This window comes from Vibrio sp. Vb1554, assembly GCF_033344235.1.
This window is the reverse complement of the sequence record NZ_JAWPOJ010000008.1, coordinates 34,341-50,585: the sequence shown is the minus strand read 5'-3', so window position 1 is coordinate 50,585 and position 16,245 is coordinate 34,341. Positions and strand designations below refer to the sequence as shown.

14 protein-coding genes are annotated in these 16,245 nt (G+C 45.8%); 4 read left to right on the top strand and 10 right to left on the bottom strand.

Annotated elements, in window-relative coordinates; all coding sequences use genetic code 11:
- Positions 1 to 348: 348 nt before the first annotated feature.
- The 3 genes from rpsI to zapE form a co-directional block, all read right to left on the bottom strand.
- Positions 349 to 741, bottom strand: a complete 393-nt coding sequence (rpsI, locus tag R8N28_RS08915; protein WP_005372876.1) for a 30S ribosomal protein S9 — start codon at positions 739 to 741, stop codon at positions 349 to 351.
- 15 nt (positions 742 to 756) lie between these two features.
- Positions 757 to 1,185, bottom strand: coding sequence for a 50S ribosomal protein L13 (rplM, locus tag R8N28_RS08910; RefSeq protein ID WP_005372872.1), 429 nt, complete (start codon positions 1,183 to 1,185; stop codon positions 757 to 759).
- A gap of 251 nt (positions 1,186 to 1,436) precedes the next feature.
- Positions 1,437 to 2,540, bottom strand: coding sequence for a cell division protein ZapE (gene zapE, locus R8N28_RS08905; RefSeq protein ID WP_262635409.1), 1,104 nt, complete (start codon positions 2,538 to 2,540; stop codon positions 1,437 to 1,439).
- 195 nt (positions 2,541 to 2,735) lie between these two features.
- Between zapE and zapG the strand changes: the two genes are divergently transcribed.
- The 3 genes from zapG to degS all read left to right on the top strand — a co-directional run bounded on the left by zapG (position 2,736) and on the right by degS (position 6,002).
- Positions 2,736 to 3,179: a Z-ring associated protein ZapG gene (zapG, locus tag R8N28_RS08900; RefSeq protein WP_005379861.1), complete on the top strand. Its 444-nt coding sequence runs from the start codon at positions 2,736 to 2,738 to the stop codon at positions 3,177 to 3,179.
- A 200-nt stretch (positions 3,180 to 3,379) separates the two neighbouring features.
- Positions 3,380 to 4,747, top strand: a complete 1,368-nt coding sequence (locus R8N28_RS08895; RefSeq protein WP_025768400.1) for a Do family serine endopeptidase — start codon at positions 3,380 to 3,382, stop codon at positions 4,745 to 4,747.
- Positions 4,748 to 4,937: 190 nt separating this feature from the next.
- Positions 4,938 to 6,002 (top strand): outer membrane-stress sensor serine endopeptidase DegS, encoded by a 1,065-nt coding sequence (degS, locus tag R8N28_RS08890; RefSeq protein WP_017633606.1) that lies wholly within the window; start codon positions 4,938 to 4,940, stop codon positions 6,000 to 6,002.
- A gap of 37 nt (positions 6,003 to 6,039) precedes the next feature.
- Here degS and parC read toward each other — a convergent pair whose 3' ends face one another.
- From parC to nudF, 6 genes are all read right to left on the bottom strand, one after another.
- Entirely contained in the window at positions 6,040 to 8,325 is a 2,286-nt protein-coding gene (gene parC, locus R8N28_RS08885) for a DNA topoisomerase IV subunit A (RefSeq protein WP_017633605.1), read from the bottom strand.
- Positions 8,326 to 8,328: 3 nt separating this feature from the next.
- Positions 8,329 to 10,209 (bottom strand): DNA topoisomerase IV subunit B, encoded by a 1,881-nt coding sequence (gene parE / locus R8N28_RS08880; protein ID WP_005379872.1) that lies wholly within the window; start codon positions 10,207 to 10,209, stop codon positions 8,329 to 8,331.
- 249 nt (positions 10,210 to 10,458) lie between these two features.
- Entirely contained in the window at positions 10,459 to 11,043 is a 585-nt protein-coding gene (gene yqiA, locus R8N28_RS08875; protein ID WP_017820245.1) for an esterase YqiA, read from the bottom strand.
- 47 nt (positions 11,044 to 11,090) lie between these two features.
- The gene (gene cpdA, locus R8N28_RS08870) at positions 11,091 to 11,897 is read right to left on the bottom strand and encodes a 3',5'-cyclic-AMP phosphodiesterase (protein WP_167415010.1); all 807 of its coding nucleotides are present in this window, start codon (positions 11,895 to 11,897) and stop codon (positions 11,091 to 11,093) included.
- Between the two features lie 61 nt (positions 11,898 to 11,958).
- Positions 11,959 to 12,402: a DUF1249 family protein gene (locus R8N28_RS08865; protein ID WP_017633603.1), complete on the bottom strand. Its 444-nt coding sequence runs from the start codon at positions 12,400 to 12,402 to the stop codon at positions 11,959 to 11,961.
- On the bottom strand, positions 12,402 to 13,052 hold the full coding sequence (nudF, locus tag R8N28_RS08860; RefSeq protein WP_017633602.1) for an ADP-ribose diphosphatase: 651 nt from the start codon (positions 13,050 to 13,052) through the stop codon (positions 12,402 to 12,404). The genes R8N28_RS08865 and nudF overlap by 1 nt, the downstream gene beginning before the upstream one ends.
- A 229-nt stretch (positions 13,053 to 13,281) precedes the next feature.
- Between nudF and tolC the strand changes: the two genes are divergently transcribed.
- The gene (gene tolC, locus R8N28_RS08855) at positions 13,282 to 14,610 is read left to right on the top strand and encodes an outer membrane channel protein TolC (RefSeq protein WP_005379884.1); all 1,329 of its coding nucleotides are present in this window, start codon (positions 13,282 to 13,284) and stop codon (positions 14,608 to 14,610) included.
- A 178-nt stretch (positions 14,611 to 14,788) separates the two neighbouring features.
- Here tolC and hldE read toward each other — a convergent pair whose 3' ends face one another.
- Positions 14,789 to 16,219 (bottom strand): bifunctional D-glycero-beta-D-manno-heptose-7-phosphate kinase/D-glycero-beta-D-manno-heptose 1-phosphate adenylyltransferase HldE, encoded by a 1,431-nt coding sequence (gene hldE, locus R8N28_RS08850; RefSeq protein ID WP_017633601.1) that lies wholly within the window; start codon positions 16,217 to 16,219, stop codon positions 14,789 to 14,791.
- Positions 16,220 to 16,245: the final 26 nt, after the last annotated feature.

Below are 16,245 nucleotides of genomic sequence, written 5' to 3'. Positions count from 1 at the left end.
TGTGTTTATATTTTCAATTTTGTAGCACGCAGAATGCTCAAAAAGGAGCGTAAGTCATTTTAAAACATGTTACAGGAAGAATAAGATACAAAGACATTCTTGCTGATGAATACATCTATGCTGCATCGCAAGAGAAAGCGTGGTGAGTCGCGATTAAATAAGGCACACATATAAAACGGCACTGGCAACCTTTCGACGAAGAGGACGAATAAGAAGGCCTGCTCGGAGTGTGATGATAAGTGAAGGCTGTTCGTTGCTTTAAATACAAAAAAGCCCGGCATAGAGCCGAGCTTTTGGTACACAGTTTCCAGAGTAACTCTGAAAAGCATAATTCCCGATAAGAGGAAATTAACGCTTAGAGAACTGTGGACGACGACGTGCTTTACGTAGACCAACTTTCTTACGTTCAACGCAACGAGCGTCACGAGTAACGTAGCCAGCTGCGCGTAGAGCAGGACGTAGAGACTCATCGTATTCCATAAGCGCGCGAGTGATACCGTGACGGATAGCACCAGCTTGACCAGAAATACCGCCGCCTTTAACTGTTACGTAAAGGTCTAGCTTTTCAGTTAGTTCAACTAGCTCTAGAGGTTGTTGTACAACCATACGTGCTGTTGGACGACCGAAGTATTCGTCAAGGTTACGCTTGTTTACTACAATGTTACCGCTGCCTGGTTTAATGAAAACACGTGCAGCTGAGCTTTTGCGACGGCCAGTGCCGTAGTATTGATTCTCTGCCATTTTCGAAATCCCCAATTAGATGTCTAGTACTTGTGGTTGTTGAGCAACATGGTTGTGCTCAGCGCCCGCGTAAACTTTTAGCTTACGGTACATAGCACGGCCTAGAGGACCACGTGGAAGCATGCCTTTAACTGCAAGCTCAAGAGCCATCTCAGGTTTACGATCGATCAACTTTTCAAAAGTGATAGATTTTAGACCACCTGGGAATTCAGAGTGACGGTAGTACACTTTGTTCTTAGCTTTGTTACCAGTTACAGCAACTTTCTCAGCGTTGATAACGATGATGTAATCACCAGTGTCAACGTGAGGAGTGTATTCAGCTTTATGTTTGCCACGTAGGCGAGATGCAATTTCACTTGCTAGACGGCCAAGAGTTTTACCTTCAGCGTCTACAACGTACCAGTCGCGTTTTACAGTTTCTGGTTTAGCAACGAAAGTTTTCATGCTAACAATAACCCGTTAATTAAATTTTAAACTTTAAAGGAACACCCAATAGTGCTCCCACACTGTCTAAGAGCCCAGTCATCACCCCTTCGAGTCGTTGGTACTCTCGACCTTCAATTTCGAAATAACTTCGATAATCAGGTCTGCAGTAACGGTGGGTCGCAGGATTATAGAGAAGAGCGAAGAAAAAATCACCTTTTTTTGCGCCAAATCACTAATTTTTTCTTCACTTTTTTAAGAATCCTTTGGATCTAGGCCAAATGTTCACGCGCGAGATACTCATGACTTTGCATCTCAGTAAGCCGAGACAAACAGCGCTTAAATTCGAACTCTAACTGCCCATCAGTATATAAGTCGGACATTGGCACTTCAGCAGAAATAATCAACTTAACATTGCGCTCGTAAAACTCATCGACTAGCGCGATAAAGCGTCTCGCCGCATCATCTATTTTTCGGTTCATTTGTTGAACATCTGCCAGTAATACAGTGTGGTAAATACGAGACAATTCAATGTAGTCATTTTGACTGCGAGCAGTTTGACACAACTGAGCAAACGACGCATGCAGCACCCCGTCGCTTGCTTCAATCACCGCTAGTTGACGGTGGTTAACTTCGATTTGATGAGCAACAAACTGACGCTCTCCAGTCAGCTGCTGATAATATTTGTTAAGGTTTATGCTAGCCTGCTCATCAAGCGGGTAATGGTATATTTCAGCCTGTTCTAACGTTCTTAAGCGATAATCAACGCCACTATCGACATTCAACACTTCACAACGTGCCAAAATCATATCGATAGCGGGCAAAAAGCGCACTCTTTGCAAACCGTTACGATATAAGTTCTGCGGCTCGATGTTTGAAGTCGCGACTAGGATCATCTGCCGCTTGAACATTTCTTGAAGTAGCGTTGCAAGGATCATCGCATCAGTAATGTCGGAAACAAAAAATTCATCAAAGCAAACCACATCTGCTTCTTCTTTAAATTTATCCGCCACTTTTGATAGAGGATTTTCGACATCACCTAACAGCTTCAACTCATCATGTACTCGATACATAAATCGATGGAAGTGGACGCGCATTTTTCTTTGGGTCGGTAAAGCATCAAAAAATGCGTCCATAAGGTAGGTTTTACCGCGACCTACCCCACCCCAAAAGTAAAGGCCTTTTGGTGGTTCAGGCTTGTCGATTTTTTTCCCCATTAGCTTTTGCCATTTGGAAAGCTGAGGCACAGGCGCTGACTGAAATTCAACGATAGCATGGTAAAGCTTGTCTAATGCAACGACCGCTTGATACTGAGCTTCATCACGCTGAAACCCGTGTTCTGCTATGTCTTTTTGATATTGTTGTAGTGGTGTCATCGTATTAAGTCGTATAGAGGTATAGAGAAAAGGGTTACCTCGGGGTCAACTTTGAGAATAGAGAGAAGTAGTTATCAGTCCCCGAAGACATACTGCTATTTTTCTTTATCGGCTGTTCAAGCCATAGTAACATGGACGAGCACCGCGTGTAACTAAGTAGTAAAAGACTTGTTAAAACAACTATAAGGAGCAGTTATGCCTTGGATTTATGCCATTGTGGGTTTGCTGGTCGGTACAATCGTAGGCGTAGTCATTAGTAGACTAACCACCCCTGAATACAAGAAACAAAAGTCTGTGCAGAAAGAACTTGAAGCGGCCAAGTTTGAATTAGAGCAACAACGTCAAGAGCTCGTCGATCATTTTGCACAAACCGCAGAAATGTTGGACACCCTAGGTAAAGATTACACCAAGCTATACCAACATATGGCCAAGACCTCTTCTGAGCTTTTGCCAAACTTACCAGAACAAGACAACCCGTTTGATAAGAAAACGGCAATGTCATCTGAAACCATTGCAGAAGATCAACCAGAGTTTAACGAACAACCAAAAGACTACGCTAATGGCGCCACCGGTCTTTTGAAGGATCAAGAGAAAGAAATCATTAATGCTCCCGAAGCGGTAACCGCAAAAGCATCATAATCCTCTCTTACTTCTATCTAGGGCCGATACATTTGTATCGGCCCTTTTTTGAACTTTTTCCCCTCACCTTCGCTCTAACTTGGATGTGCACTGCCTCCCCTTTTGATTATCCGAACTAGACCCTATATTAGTTATTAACAAAGTGAACGAAACGTTCGGATATTTCTTTTTGGCAGACATGTTTCAAGAGGAGTTATTGGATGAAAAAACCACTGCTTGCGCTCACCGTTCTATCTCTGAGTTTGGGTTCGATTATTGCCCCAGTTCAAGCCACTGCCGCATTACCTTTGAATGTGGATGGCCAACAGTTACCTAGCTTGGCACCAATGCTTGAGAAGGTGACCCCAGCTGTTGTGAGTATTGCTGTAGAAGGTAAACAAGTACAAACCAGCCGCATTCCCGAGCAATTTCAATTTTTCTTTGGCCCAGACTTTCCTATGGAACAAAGGCGAGAGCGCCCGTTCAGAGGTTTAGGTTCTGGTGTCATTATTGATGCGAAGAAAGGCCATATTGTCACTAACTACCACGTGATCAAGGGGGCAGATGAGATTCGAGTTCGCCTCTTTGACGGGCGCGAGTATGACGCTACGCTCGTTGGCGGTGATGAAATGGCCGATGTTGCGTTACTTAAATTAGAGAAAGCGAAAAACTTAACGCAGATTAAAGTCGCGGATTCCGACAAACTGCGTGTCGGTGACTTTACGGTTGCGATTGGTAACCCATTTGGGCTCGGTCAAACCGTAACTTCGGGTATTGTTTCAGCCCTTGGCCGCAGTGGCTTAAACGTTGAAAACTTCGAAAACTTCATCCAAACCGATGCCGCAATTAACAGCGGTAACTCTGGTGGTGCATTGGTCAACCTTAATGGTGAGCTGATCGGTATTAATACTGCGATTTTAGGCCCTAACGGCGGTAATGTGGGTATTGGCTTTGCGATTCCATCAAACATGATGAAAAACCTCACTGATCAAATTCTAGAGTTTGGTGAAGTCAAACGCGGCATGTTGGGTGTGCAAGGTGGCGAAGTAACCTCTGAGCTAGCTGATGCATTGGGTTACGAGTCGAGTAAAGGGGCCTTTATTGGTCAAGTCGTACCGGACAGCGCAGCCGATAAAGCAGGGTTAAAAGCCGGTGACGTAATTGTATCGGTGAACGGCAAAGCGATTAATACTTTCTCAGAGCTCCGCGCAAAAGTGGCAACACTGGGCGCAGGTAAAGAAATCACATTAGGTGTGGTTCGAGATGGTAAGAATAAAACCTTTGATGTAACGCTTGGCGAATCTACGAATATGAAAGCTAAAGCGGAGACATTACATGAGGGACTCAAAGGTGCGGAGTTAAGCAATACAACACCAAGTGATGTAATTCAAGGTGTTAAAGTATCGAGCGTTGCAGATAACTCTCCAGCAGCTCAATATCAATTACAACAAGGTGACATTATTATCGGTGTGAACCGTCAACGAGTGAAAAACCTTGCCGAGCTTCGTACAATCGTAGAGAAACACAAAGGTGTACTGGCTCTTAATATTCAACGTGGTGAACGTACTATTTATCTTGTCATTCGTTAACCACTTTCAAAGTGATAGAAAATAAGGTTTTCGATGCATAATGCTGAGTGATAAGGCTCGATCACTTTTCCTTATCGCTCAATAACTAATGAAAAGGGCAGCGCGATGACGTGCTGCCCTTTTGTTATTTTTCAATGTAATGCTATTCTTCATCTTCGATGCCATTTTGGCGCTCACGCATGGAGAGGATATGCTCAGCTTTTTATTACGTTCTGTCTTTTTAGGCTTGGCTACTGCCGCAGTGGTATTACTGGCGGTTCCATCTTTGCGCAACAACGTAATTCCTGCCGCGCTTGATCCTCAACCTGTTAATATCGCATCAGTCGAGTTGACGTTTAATCAAGCGGTCCGAAGAGCAGCGCCTGCAGTGGTAAACATCTACAGTCGTAAGTATGTTGAGAATGATCGCAGTAAACTCTCGACTCAAGGCCTGGGGTCAGGTGTCATTGTTAGTGAGAAAGGCTACATCATTACTAACTATCATGTGGTTGCTCAAGCTGATCAAATTGTTGTGGCATTACAAGACGGCAGAGCCGCAGCGGCTCAGCTCGTAGGGACAGACAAACGTACTGATATAGCCGTGCTGCGTGTCGAAGGTTCGAATTTGCCCGTAATCCCTCTGAACTCTAATTACAAACCACAAGTGGGCGACGTAGTACTAGCCATCGGTAACCCATACAACCTTGGACAAACCACAACGTTCGGCATTATTTCTGCCACAGGTCGTTCATCTATTAGCGACGGTCGTCAAGCATTCATTCAAACCGATGCCGCCATCAATGAAGGTAACTCTGGTGGAGCCCTAGTGAACACACAAGGCGAGCTCGTCGGCATTAACACCGCCTCTTTTCAGCAAGCGACAGACTTAGAAACTTACGGTATTTCTTTTGCGATCCCTGCGCCGCTAGCGAGTAAGATCATGCAGAAAATCATCGCTGATGGCCGCGTGATTCGTGGTTATATTGGAATCGACGGCCAAGACATTAATGCGGTCACTGCTCGCCTACTTGGAAATGAACACATAGGTGGTATTGTCGTACTTGGTATTGATCCAAATGGTCCAGCCAATGCGGCAGGCTTCCAAAAGCAGGACATCATTATCAGCATTGATGGCAATAAAGTGCAAGGGCGTCAGAGCGTTATGGATATCGTCACCGATTTACGTCCTGGCACCACCGTGGACGTCGGTATCATTCGCAAAGGAAAAGAGATGACCTTGAAAGTCACCATTGCCGAAGACAAGCAAGAAGCATAAAAAATCCCAGCCATTGGCTGGGATTTTTATTTGTGCGTTACTCGCTATCGCTCGGTGTTTCCGTCGTATCGGAATCATCTAGCTCAACTTCAATGCGAGTGACTCGCTGCAAACCTCTCGGTAATAACCCACCTCGGCGACCACGTTCGCCACGGAAGTTATCAAGATCAGACGGTTTAAGACCCAACTTTCGCTTACCCGCGTACAGCGTTAACGATGCACCTTTTGGTAAAGACATTAAGTGAGATAGTACTTCTTCTCGCTCTTTCGCTTTAGCAGCAGGAATGTTGATGATCTTATTCCCTTTACCTTTCGCCAGTTGTGGCAAGTCTTTGATTGGGAACAGCAGCATGCGACCTTGGTTAGTGATTGCTAAGATTTCATCAGAGTCTAAATCTTCAATCTCTTTTGGCGTCATGATCTCAGAGTTGGCAGGTAAAGTGACGAGCGCTTTACCACTGCGGTTTTTAGACAGCAAGTCCGCGCCTTTACATACAAAGCCGTAACCTGCATCTGAGCCCACCAGCCACAGCTGATCTTCTTCACTCATGATGACTTGGCGAATACTGCTACCAGCCGTAATATTCAAGCGACCGGTAATCGGCTCACCTTGACTACGAGCAGAAGGCAGTGAGTGCGATTCCAGAGAGTAACTTCGACCGTCACTACCTAGGAATACCGCAGGCTGATTACTCTTACCTCGAGCATGCGCTAAATACTTATCACCCGACTTATAGTTTAAGCCTTCGGCATCCACGTCATGGCCTTTCGCGTGACGAATCCAACCTTTCTCAGAAAGCACAACCGTGATTGGCTCACTTGGTACGAGGTCACGTTCAGTCAGCGCTTTTGCTTCTGCACGCTCAACCATTGGAGAGCGACGGTCATCACCGTATTTCTCTGCGTCTGCTTTGATTTCTTTTTTCAGTAGTGTGTTCAGACGACGCTCAGAACCGAGTAGCTGTTCTAGCTTCTCACGCTCTTTCTCTAGCTCGTCTTGCTCACCACGGATCTTCATCTCTTCTAGTTTTGCTAGATGACGAAGTTTGGTATCTAAAATTGCATCCGCTTGGATATCGGTAATACCAAAGCGTTCCATCAGCACCGCTTTTGGATCGTCTTCAGTACGGATGATCTCAATCACTTCATCTAGGTTGAGGTAAGCAACCAACAAACCTTCCAAGATGTGTAGACGAGCCATTACTTTGTCTAGGCGATGTTGTAGACGACGACGCACAGTCGTACGACGGAACTCGATCCACTCAGACAGAATTTGCACCAGACCTTTAACTTGAGGACGGTTATCCAAACCAATCATGTTCAAGTTAACGCGGTAACTGCGCTCAAGATCCGTTGATGCGAACAAGTGGTTCATCAACAAGTCACAATCGACGCGGTTTGACTTAGGCACCACAACGATACGCGTTGGGTTCTCGTGATCCGATTCGTCACGAAGATCGTCAACCATTGGCAGCTTCTTCGCACGCATCTGGTTAGCGATTTGCTCAAGCAGTTTGGCACCCGATACTTGGTGAGGCAAAGAAGTGATAACAATATCAGAACCTTCTTTATGCCAAACCGCGCGCATTTTGATGCTGCCACGACCGTTGCGGTAAATCTTCTCGATATCCGCTTGCGGCGAGATAATTTCTGCTTCTGTTGGGTAATCTGGACCTTTGACATACTGCATCACGTCCGGCAGTTCTGCTTTCGGGTTGTCGATCAAATGAATAGTCGCATCTGCGATTTCACGAACGTTGTGCGGTGGGATGTCTGTTGCCATACCAACGGCAATGCCGGTTACACCGTTAAGCAGGATGTGAGGCAGACGTGCTGGCAACATTTGTGGCTCTTTCATTGTGCCATCAAAGTTAGGTTGCCATTCAACCGTGCCCTGGCCAAGTTCGCCAAGCAATACTTCAGCAAACTTAGACAGTTTTGCTTCGGTATAACGCATTGCCGCAAATGATTTCGGATCATCTGGCGCACCCCAGTTACCTTGACCATCCACTAATGGATAGCGGTAAGAGAATGGCTGAGCCATCAATACCATCGCTTCGTAACACGCTGAATCACCGTGCGGATGGTATTTACCTAGCACGTCACCAACGGTACGTGCAGATTTTTTGTATTTTGCTGATGCAGAGAGACCAAGCTCTGACATCGCATAAATGATGCGTCGTTGAACCGGCTTTAAGCCATCACCAATGTATGGCAAGGCGCGGTCCATGATTACGTACATCGAGTAGTTCAGATAAGCGTCTTCAGTGAACTTGCGCATTGGCAATTGTTCGACGCCATCGTAGGTAATTTCTGTAGACATCCGTTACACCTCTGCCAAGTCGCCGTTGTTTTGTAGCCAAGAACGACGGTCATCTGCACGCTTTTTACCTAGCAGCATGTCCATCATTTCCATGGTCGCCGTAGAGTCGTCAATGGTTAACTGCACTAAGCGACGCGTGTTCGGATCCATGGTGGTTTCACGCAACTGAAGTGGGTTCATCTCACCCAGACCTTTGAATCGTTGCACGTTAATTTTGGCTTTCTTCTTCGACAAGCGCTCTAAAATGCCATCTTTTTCATCGTCATCGAGGGCGTAGAACACTTCTTTCCCGCAGTCGATTCGATACAGAGGCGGCATCGCCACATAGATATGGCCCGCTTCCACTAGTGCGCGGAAGTGACGAGTAAATAGAGCACAAAGCAGCGTTGCGATGTGAAGACCATCCGAGTCCGCATCGGCAAGGATACAGATCTTACCGTAACGAAGACTCTCGAGGTTGTCGCTATCTGGGTCAATACCCAAAGCAACAGAAATATCGTGTACTTCTTGAGACGCAAGAACTTGATCGGCAGAGACTTCCCACGTGTTCAAGATCTTACCACGCAGTGGCATCACGGCTTGGAATTCACGGTCACGTGCCTGTTTTGCCGAGCCACCCGCAGAGTCACCCTCCACAAAGAAGATTTCAGTGCGACTTAAGTCCTGTGCTGAACAGTCGGTCAACTTACCTGGCAGTGCTGGGCCGGACGCCACTTTCTTACGTACGACTTTTTTCGCTGCACGCATACGACGGTGTGCGTTAGCGATACAGACTTCTGCCAATTGCTCTGCGAGCTGAGGCTTTTCATTCAACCAAAGACTGAACGCATCTTTTACAACGCCAGAGACAAATGCCGCGGTTTGACGAGAAGACAGACGTTCTTTGGTCTGGCCTGCAAATTGCGGGTCTTGAATCTTAACCGACAGCACGTAAGAACAGCGGTCGAAAACGTCATCACCCGTTAGCTTCACACCACGAGGTAATAGATTACGGAACTCACAGAATTCGCGCATCGCTTCCAACAAGCCTTGGCGTAAACCATTAACGTGCGTACCACCTTGAGCGGTTGGGATTAGGTTAACGTAGCTTTCGGTGATCATCTCACCGCCTTCTGGCTGCCAAATTACCGCCCAGTTTGCCGCTTCGGTATCCGCCAAGAACTCACCAGTAAATGGTTCTTCAGGAATAACTGGATAGCCTTTTACACCTTCCGCAAGATAGTCTTTCAAACCATCTTCGTAGTACCACTTATAGTCTTTGTCATTAACTTTGTCGGTTAATGTGATTTCTAAGCCCGGACACAAAACCGCTTTTGCACGCAGGTTGTTGACTAAGCGCGTCACAGAGAAGTTAGCCGAATCGAAGTACTTCGCATCAGGCCAGAAATGTACGCTGGTACCGCGATTGCGACGACCACATGTGCCAGTTACGGTCAGATCAGACACTTTCTCGCCGTGTTCAAATGCAATTTCATACACTTGACCATCACGACGAACTGTTACTTCAACGCGTTTTGACAACGCGTTTACTACAGATATACCTACCCCGTGCAAACCACCAGAGAATTGGTAGTTTTTGTTAGAGAACTTACCACCCGCATGTAGCTTACATAGAATTAGCTCTACGCCTGATACTTTCTCTTCTGGGTGGATATCAACAGGCATGCCTCGACCATCATCGATCACTTCGAGTGATTGGTCAGCATGTAGGATGACTTGTACTTTTGAGGCATGTCCGGCTAGCGCTTCATCGACACTGTTGTCGATAACTTCTTGGCCCAAATGGTTTGGGCGCGCTGTATCCGTATACATCCCTGGTCGGCGACGTACTGGCTCTAAGCCATTCAGTACTTCAATGGCACCAGCATTATATTGTTCAGTCATAATACGGAATTATTCTCAAAGTTTACTTGTTGCCTGAGTATCACCAATGGGCGTACCCATACTCAGGAAACGAAAAAGCCACCCTGTTCACATCACTAAGAGTTTGTAAACATGATGCATAACAAAGTAGCCAGGGTCCTCGACCCTTAAGATCTTTTGGCAAAACATAGTCGGAAAGCATACCGCCCATGTCAAGAAACGGTTGGATATATCAATAAAAACTATGAGCCTTTTCCAATCGCTTTCGAATTACAGTTCTAGAAATTCGATAATCTGTGCAGGATAACGCTCAAAGCCTACAAAACTGTGATCACCGCCTTGTTCTACTGTTTGCTTAGCGTCTGCAAACTTATCTACCGCTTGTCGATAGTCTAAAACCTCATCTTCTGTTTGTTGCAATAACCAAAAAGAATGTGGCGACGCGATGCTTTGTACATCAAGAGCTTTTAACTCGTCAATATGACAAGCTTCAAGTGTATAGGTTTCATGCGTATATGGGTTAGTTTGCTTACCCAAATAATCTACTAGCAACTCATAAGGCTTGACTGCGGGGTTGACCACTACCGCTTTAAACCCAAACTTGTCATTTAGCCACGTTGACATAAAACCGCCTAATGAGCTGCCCACTAGACCAATTTTATAGTCGTCTTTATATTGCTCGATAATATCCAACAACATTTTCGCCGCTTGCTGAGGATAACAAGGTAACTGGGGAACAATCACCTTGATATCAGGCCTATGTTGCTCGCAGTAGGCTCTCATCACATTCGCTTTCATGGAGAGTGGAGAGCTATTAAAGCCATGGATATAGAGAAGAAGTGAAGGTTTACTCATAGATATCTCGCACAAAAAAGCGAGCCCGAACAGAGAGCTCGGGCGCGTTAGTAGCCGTTAGAAGAGAAGTCTGGTTGGAACTGGCCATCAGGAAGCCGACCTACTTGGGTCGTAATATCGCCACAAGCGTGTAGTTGCAGCTCCCGCCAACCAGGCGAAGTGGTATCAAGGGCAAAATCATCCGAGTTAGGCTTAAACTGAACACAAGTTGAGGGTGTTGCCATCACTCGAATACCCTTGTGAAGCACATTCATATCTTGATGAACATGGCCACAGAGAATGCCTTTCACGTTATCAAAACGCTCGACAACCTGCCAAAACGCTTCGGCATCTTTTAAAGTATGTTGATCAAGCCACGCGCTTCCCACCAGTAACGGGTGATGATGCAACAAAACAAGTGTGTGTCTTTCTGGGTGTTCGGCTAGCTTTTCTTCGAGTAGCGTTAATTGCTGATCACTCAAGCGCCCATGAGGAACGCCAACAACTTGCGAGTCTAAAAGAATTAACTGCCAATGCTCGCCAAGCAACACATGCTCTGCGGCTTTGATTTGTGGCGAAGGCAAAACACTGCCCATATTAGGCTTGTAATCATGATTACCAGGTAGCCAAAAGCAGTCTTTCTCTAGCGGTTCAATGCCGTTGGCAAAGCGCTGATAAGATTCTGCACTATGGTCTTGGGAAATATCGCCCGTCGCCAAAATGTAATCAAACGCCACGTTGCGGCGTAAAACATCAGCAACAACAGCATTGAAGCTATCGACTGTTTTTACGCTTAGCAAACTTCCCTCATCGGTAGCAAACAGATGAGTATCCGTAATTTGTAAAAGTTTGATGCTGTCACTAGATGATTGCAAAATGAAAACCTGATTCGTCCACTATATCGTTATTTGTTATTTTCCTTTAGTGACGTGACGATCAATTGAAGGCAAGTGGTGTTCTACTGATACCACTTCGTAAACAAAACGTCAGCCATTCACCGAGGAATGTGTTTAATTGATGCTTTTCATCTTTCTGCATCAGTTGGTCATTGGGATAATCATACTTAGCTTTTATGCGAGAGAACTCTCCGCTTGAGCATACTTCGGCTACTCTCGCATCATGATAAAGCCTGACAGACATCGTCGGTAAAGGAAACACTGGCGTTTCATCACTCTGACATATCTCAACAACTGTGGTGTATTTTGTGATTTCATTCACGGTCAATTGGTAAACCATGTTCGCCGCTTGGTAGCAACGTACATCCCCAACTTCGGCAGAAGCAGGCAATAAGGCGTTCAACTTAGCGTAGTTGGTCTCATACGTTCTCATAAGACCAGCTAAATCAACATGATATTGTTGTTTTTCAGCCAATTGTGCCATTACTCACTCTCCACCGTTTGGGATAGTCCCCATTCTGACTTTAACTCTTGATGGTGTAATTGCAGCCATTGCAACGCAATAATCGACGCACCATTTTCAAATTTTCCGTCCTTCACCCATTGATACGCCGTTTCACGACTCATGACATGAACGCGGATATCTTCATTCTCATAGTCTAAACCATGAATGCCGTGCGCTTTAGACGCATCCACTTCACCAACAAAGACGTCTAGCTTTTCCGAGCAACCACCAGCCGAAGGATAATAGGACGTAACAGGTACAACGCGCCCCACCTGAATCCCCGCTTCTTCGACAGCCTCTCGACGAATTACGGCTTCAGCAGATTCATCGCGGTCAATCATACCGGCGACAATTTCTAGCTGCCAAGGGTGTTCATGTTCCAACGCGCCAATACGAATCTGTTCAATGATTACGACCTGGTCCGTCTTTGGATCATAAGGAAGCATCGCTGCTGCGTGACCACGCTCGAACATTTCTCGTTCGACAACTCCACTCCAACCACCAGCAAATAGCCTATGCTGAAAGCGGTATTTCACCATTTTGAAAAAACCTTCAAATAAGGTTTCTTTCGAGATGACTTTTACATCTCGCGAAGTAAAATCTTGTTGTTGTTTGTCACGCTGTTGCATTCAACACCTCTCTGAGTGAATCCTGTAGTTTACTCATTGTTATTCGCTTGCTCAAAGGACTTGGCTCAACTTTTTGTATAATAGTTACAAATTAATTTAAGTCTTTGCTAAAAATTTATTGCACAAGTGGATAATTACGTGTAAAAAAGTGCAAACTTTAGAGTAAATATCGTGCAAATTGAGTTAAACTACTGAGAATTAACCAATCTATGGACCGCGGGAATAGAAAATGAAAAAATTGCTTCCACTATTTATCAGTGCAGCGCTAGGTAGCATGAGTACGTCTGCGTTCGCAGACTCTTTGGCTGAAATCTACGACTTGGCAAAACAAAATGATCCACAATTGCTCAGTGTAGCAGCACAACGTGACCAAGCTTTCGAAGCAATCACCTCAAGCCGTAGTGCTCTATTACCACAGATCAACCTTACTGCGGGTTACAATTTAACTCGTGGTGATACTGAATACGATTCAAATCTAATTAGTGACGTATCAAACGATGGCAACGCGCTAACCGCTGGCGTTAGCTTTTCACAAGCACTTTACAACCGCGCATCTTGGATCTCTCTAGATACTGCTGAGAAAAGTGCTCGCCAAGCAGACGCAACTTACGCAGCGACGCAACAGGCACTGATTCTTCGCGTGTCACAAGCGTATTTTGAAGTTCTACGCGCACAAGATAATCTTGTTTTCGTACGTGCAGAAAAAGCCGCGGTTGGCCGTCAACTTGAGCAAACTAAACAACGTTTTGAAGTAGGTTTGTCTGCAATTACTGACGTGCATGACGCACAAGCTCAGTACGACCAAGTGCTAGCGGACGAAGTGTTGGCAGAAAACGCGCTAACTAATAGCTACGAGTCACTGCGTGAAATTACAGGCCAAGAGCACAAAGATCTCAACATTTTGGACACTGGCCGCTTCACTGCTAGCCCATCGACCGTACCAGCTGAATCGCTCATTGATGAAGCAAAAACCAAAAACCTGACCTTGCTATCTTCACGTATTCTTCAAGACATTGCGCGTGACAATATTTCACTAGCAAGCTCTGGCCACCTACCAACGCTCTCTCTAGACGGTGGTTACAACTACGGTGATACTTCTCATAGCTCTCGTGATAACACGACAGACAACTTCAATATTGGTGTGAACCTTGCAGTACCGCTATACACAGGTGGTAACGTAACCTCTCAAACCAAACAAGCTGAATACGCGTACGTGGCAGCAAGCGAAGATCTTGAAGCACAGTACCGTAGCGTAGTAAAAGATGTTCGCGCACAAAACAACAACATTAACGCCTCTATCGGCGCATTACGTGCGTATGAGCAAGCGGTTATTTCTGCACGCTCTGCACTAGAAGCAACAGAAGCTGGCTTTGATGTAGGTACTCGTACTATCGTTGATGTACTGGACGCGACTCGTCGTCTATACGATGCGAACAAAAACCTATCGAACGCTCGTTACGACTACATTTTAAGTGTTCTTCAGCTACGCCAAGCAGTTGGTACGCTAAGCGAACAAGACATCTTGGACGTTGATGCAGGTTTGAAAGCGGCAAAATAACCGCTAACTGAATACTTCAGGTCTTAATAAATAAAAAACGCCAGTTGAGTTATCAGCTGGCGTTTTTTATTACTTGTAGTTCAGAGCCTAAAAGTGTCTCTGAGCATCAAGTATCAAAAAGGCCGCACTTAGCGACCTTTATGAGCAAATAGCATTTCAATGCTAACAAACAGCAGGCTTAGCCCTTACCGCCTTTGATTGCATTAATGATTTCACTGGTCGAGCAGCCATCTTCAAAGTTCAATACACGAACTTCACCACCCGCCGCAATGACTTCTTTACCACCAGCAATCTCTTCTGGTTTGTAGTCACCGCCTTTTACTAGCAAGCTTGGTAGAACTTCTGAGATCAAACGCTGCGGCGTATCTTCACTAAATGGTACAACCCAATCCACAGCGCCCAAACCTGCCAACACCGCCATGCGGCGATCGGTTGGGTTTACCGGACGACCAGGGCCTTTAAGGCGTTTTACTGACTCATCGGTATTTACCGCAACGATTAGGCGATCGCCCAGTTCAGCAGCATGGTTTAAGTAAGACACATGCCCAGCGTGCAGAATATCAAAGCAGCCATTTGTCATAACGACTTTCTCGCCACGAGCTCGTGCTTTTTTCACCGCTTCGATCAGTGCTTTTTCTGAAATCACACCGTAATCCGTGTCTTGGCTGCCATGTACCGCTTCTGCTAATTCAATCTCAGAAAGCGTTGACGTGCCTAGTTTACCAACTACAACACCTGCCGCTGCGTTTGCTAGTGCACACGCTTCTTCAAATGATTTGCCTGCGGCAACAGACGCTGCCAATACAGAGATAACCGTGTCGCCCGCACCTGTCACGTCGTACACTTCTTTCGCTTGAGTTGGAAGGTGGAACGGTTCCTGACCACGACGAATCAAGGTCATTCCGTTTTCGCTGCGTGTCACTAAAAGCGCTTCAAATTCAAACTCTTCAACCAAAGCCAGCGCTTTCTCTACTAGCTCTTGGTCAGATTTCACTTTACCTACAACGTCTTCGAACTCTTTCATGTTTGGCGTAAGAAGTGTTGCGCCACGGTAGCGTTCAAAATCCGCACCTTTCGGGTCAATGAAAACCGGAATATTTGCTGCGCGCGCTTTTTGAATGTATGCCTGAACATGCTCTAACGAACCTTTTGCGTAGTCAGACATAATCACGGCTTTAACGTTTGGCAGTGCGGCATCCATACGCGATAGCACAGGTGCAGAATCTGTGTTTTCAAATTTGTCTTCGAAGTCGAGGCGGATCAGTTGTTGTCCACGGCTCATTACACGAAGCTTCGTAATCGTTGGGTAATCAGGCAGCGCAACGAAATCGCACTTCACATTGAGCGAGCTCAGCGTCTCCGTCAGCACTTTTGCAGGCTCATCTTCCCCAGTTAGACCAACAATGTGAGCATGGCCACCTAATGATGCGATGTTCATCGCAACGTTCGCAGCACCACCAGGACGCTCTTCATTGTTTTCTACTTTTACAACAGGAACCGGCGCTTCAGGAGAAATGCGCCCGGTTGGGCCATACCAGTAACGATCTAGCATGACATCACCGATGATGAGCACACCAGCGCTGTTGTAATCAGGTAGAATTGGTTTCATTGTTGGTCTCCAAAAATTAAATCGAA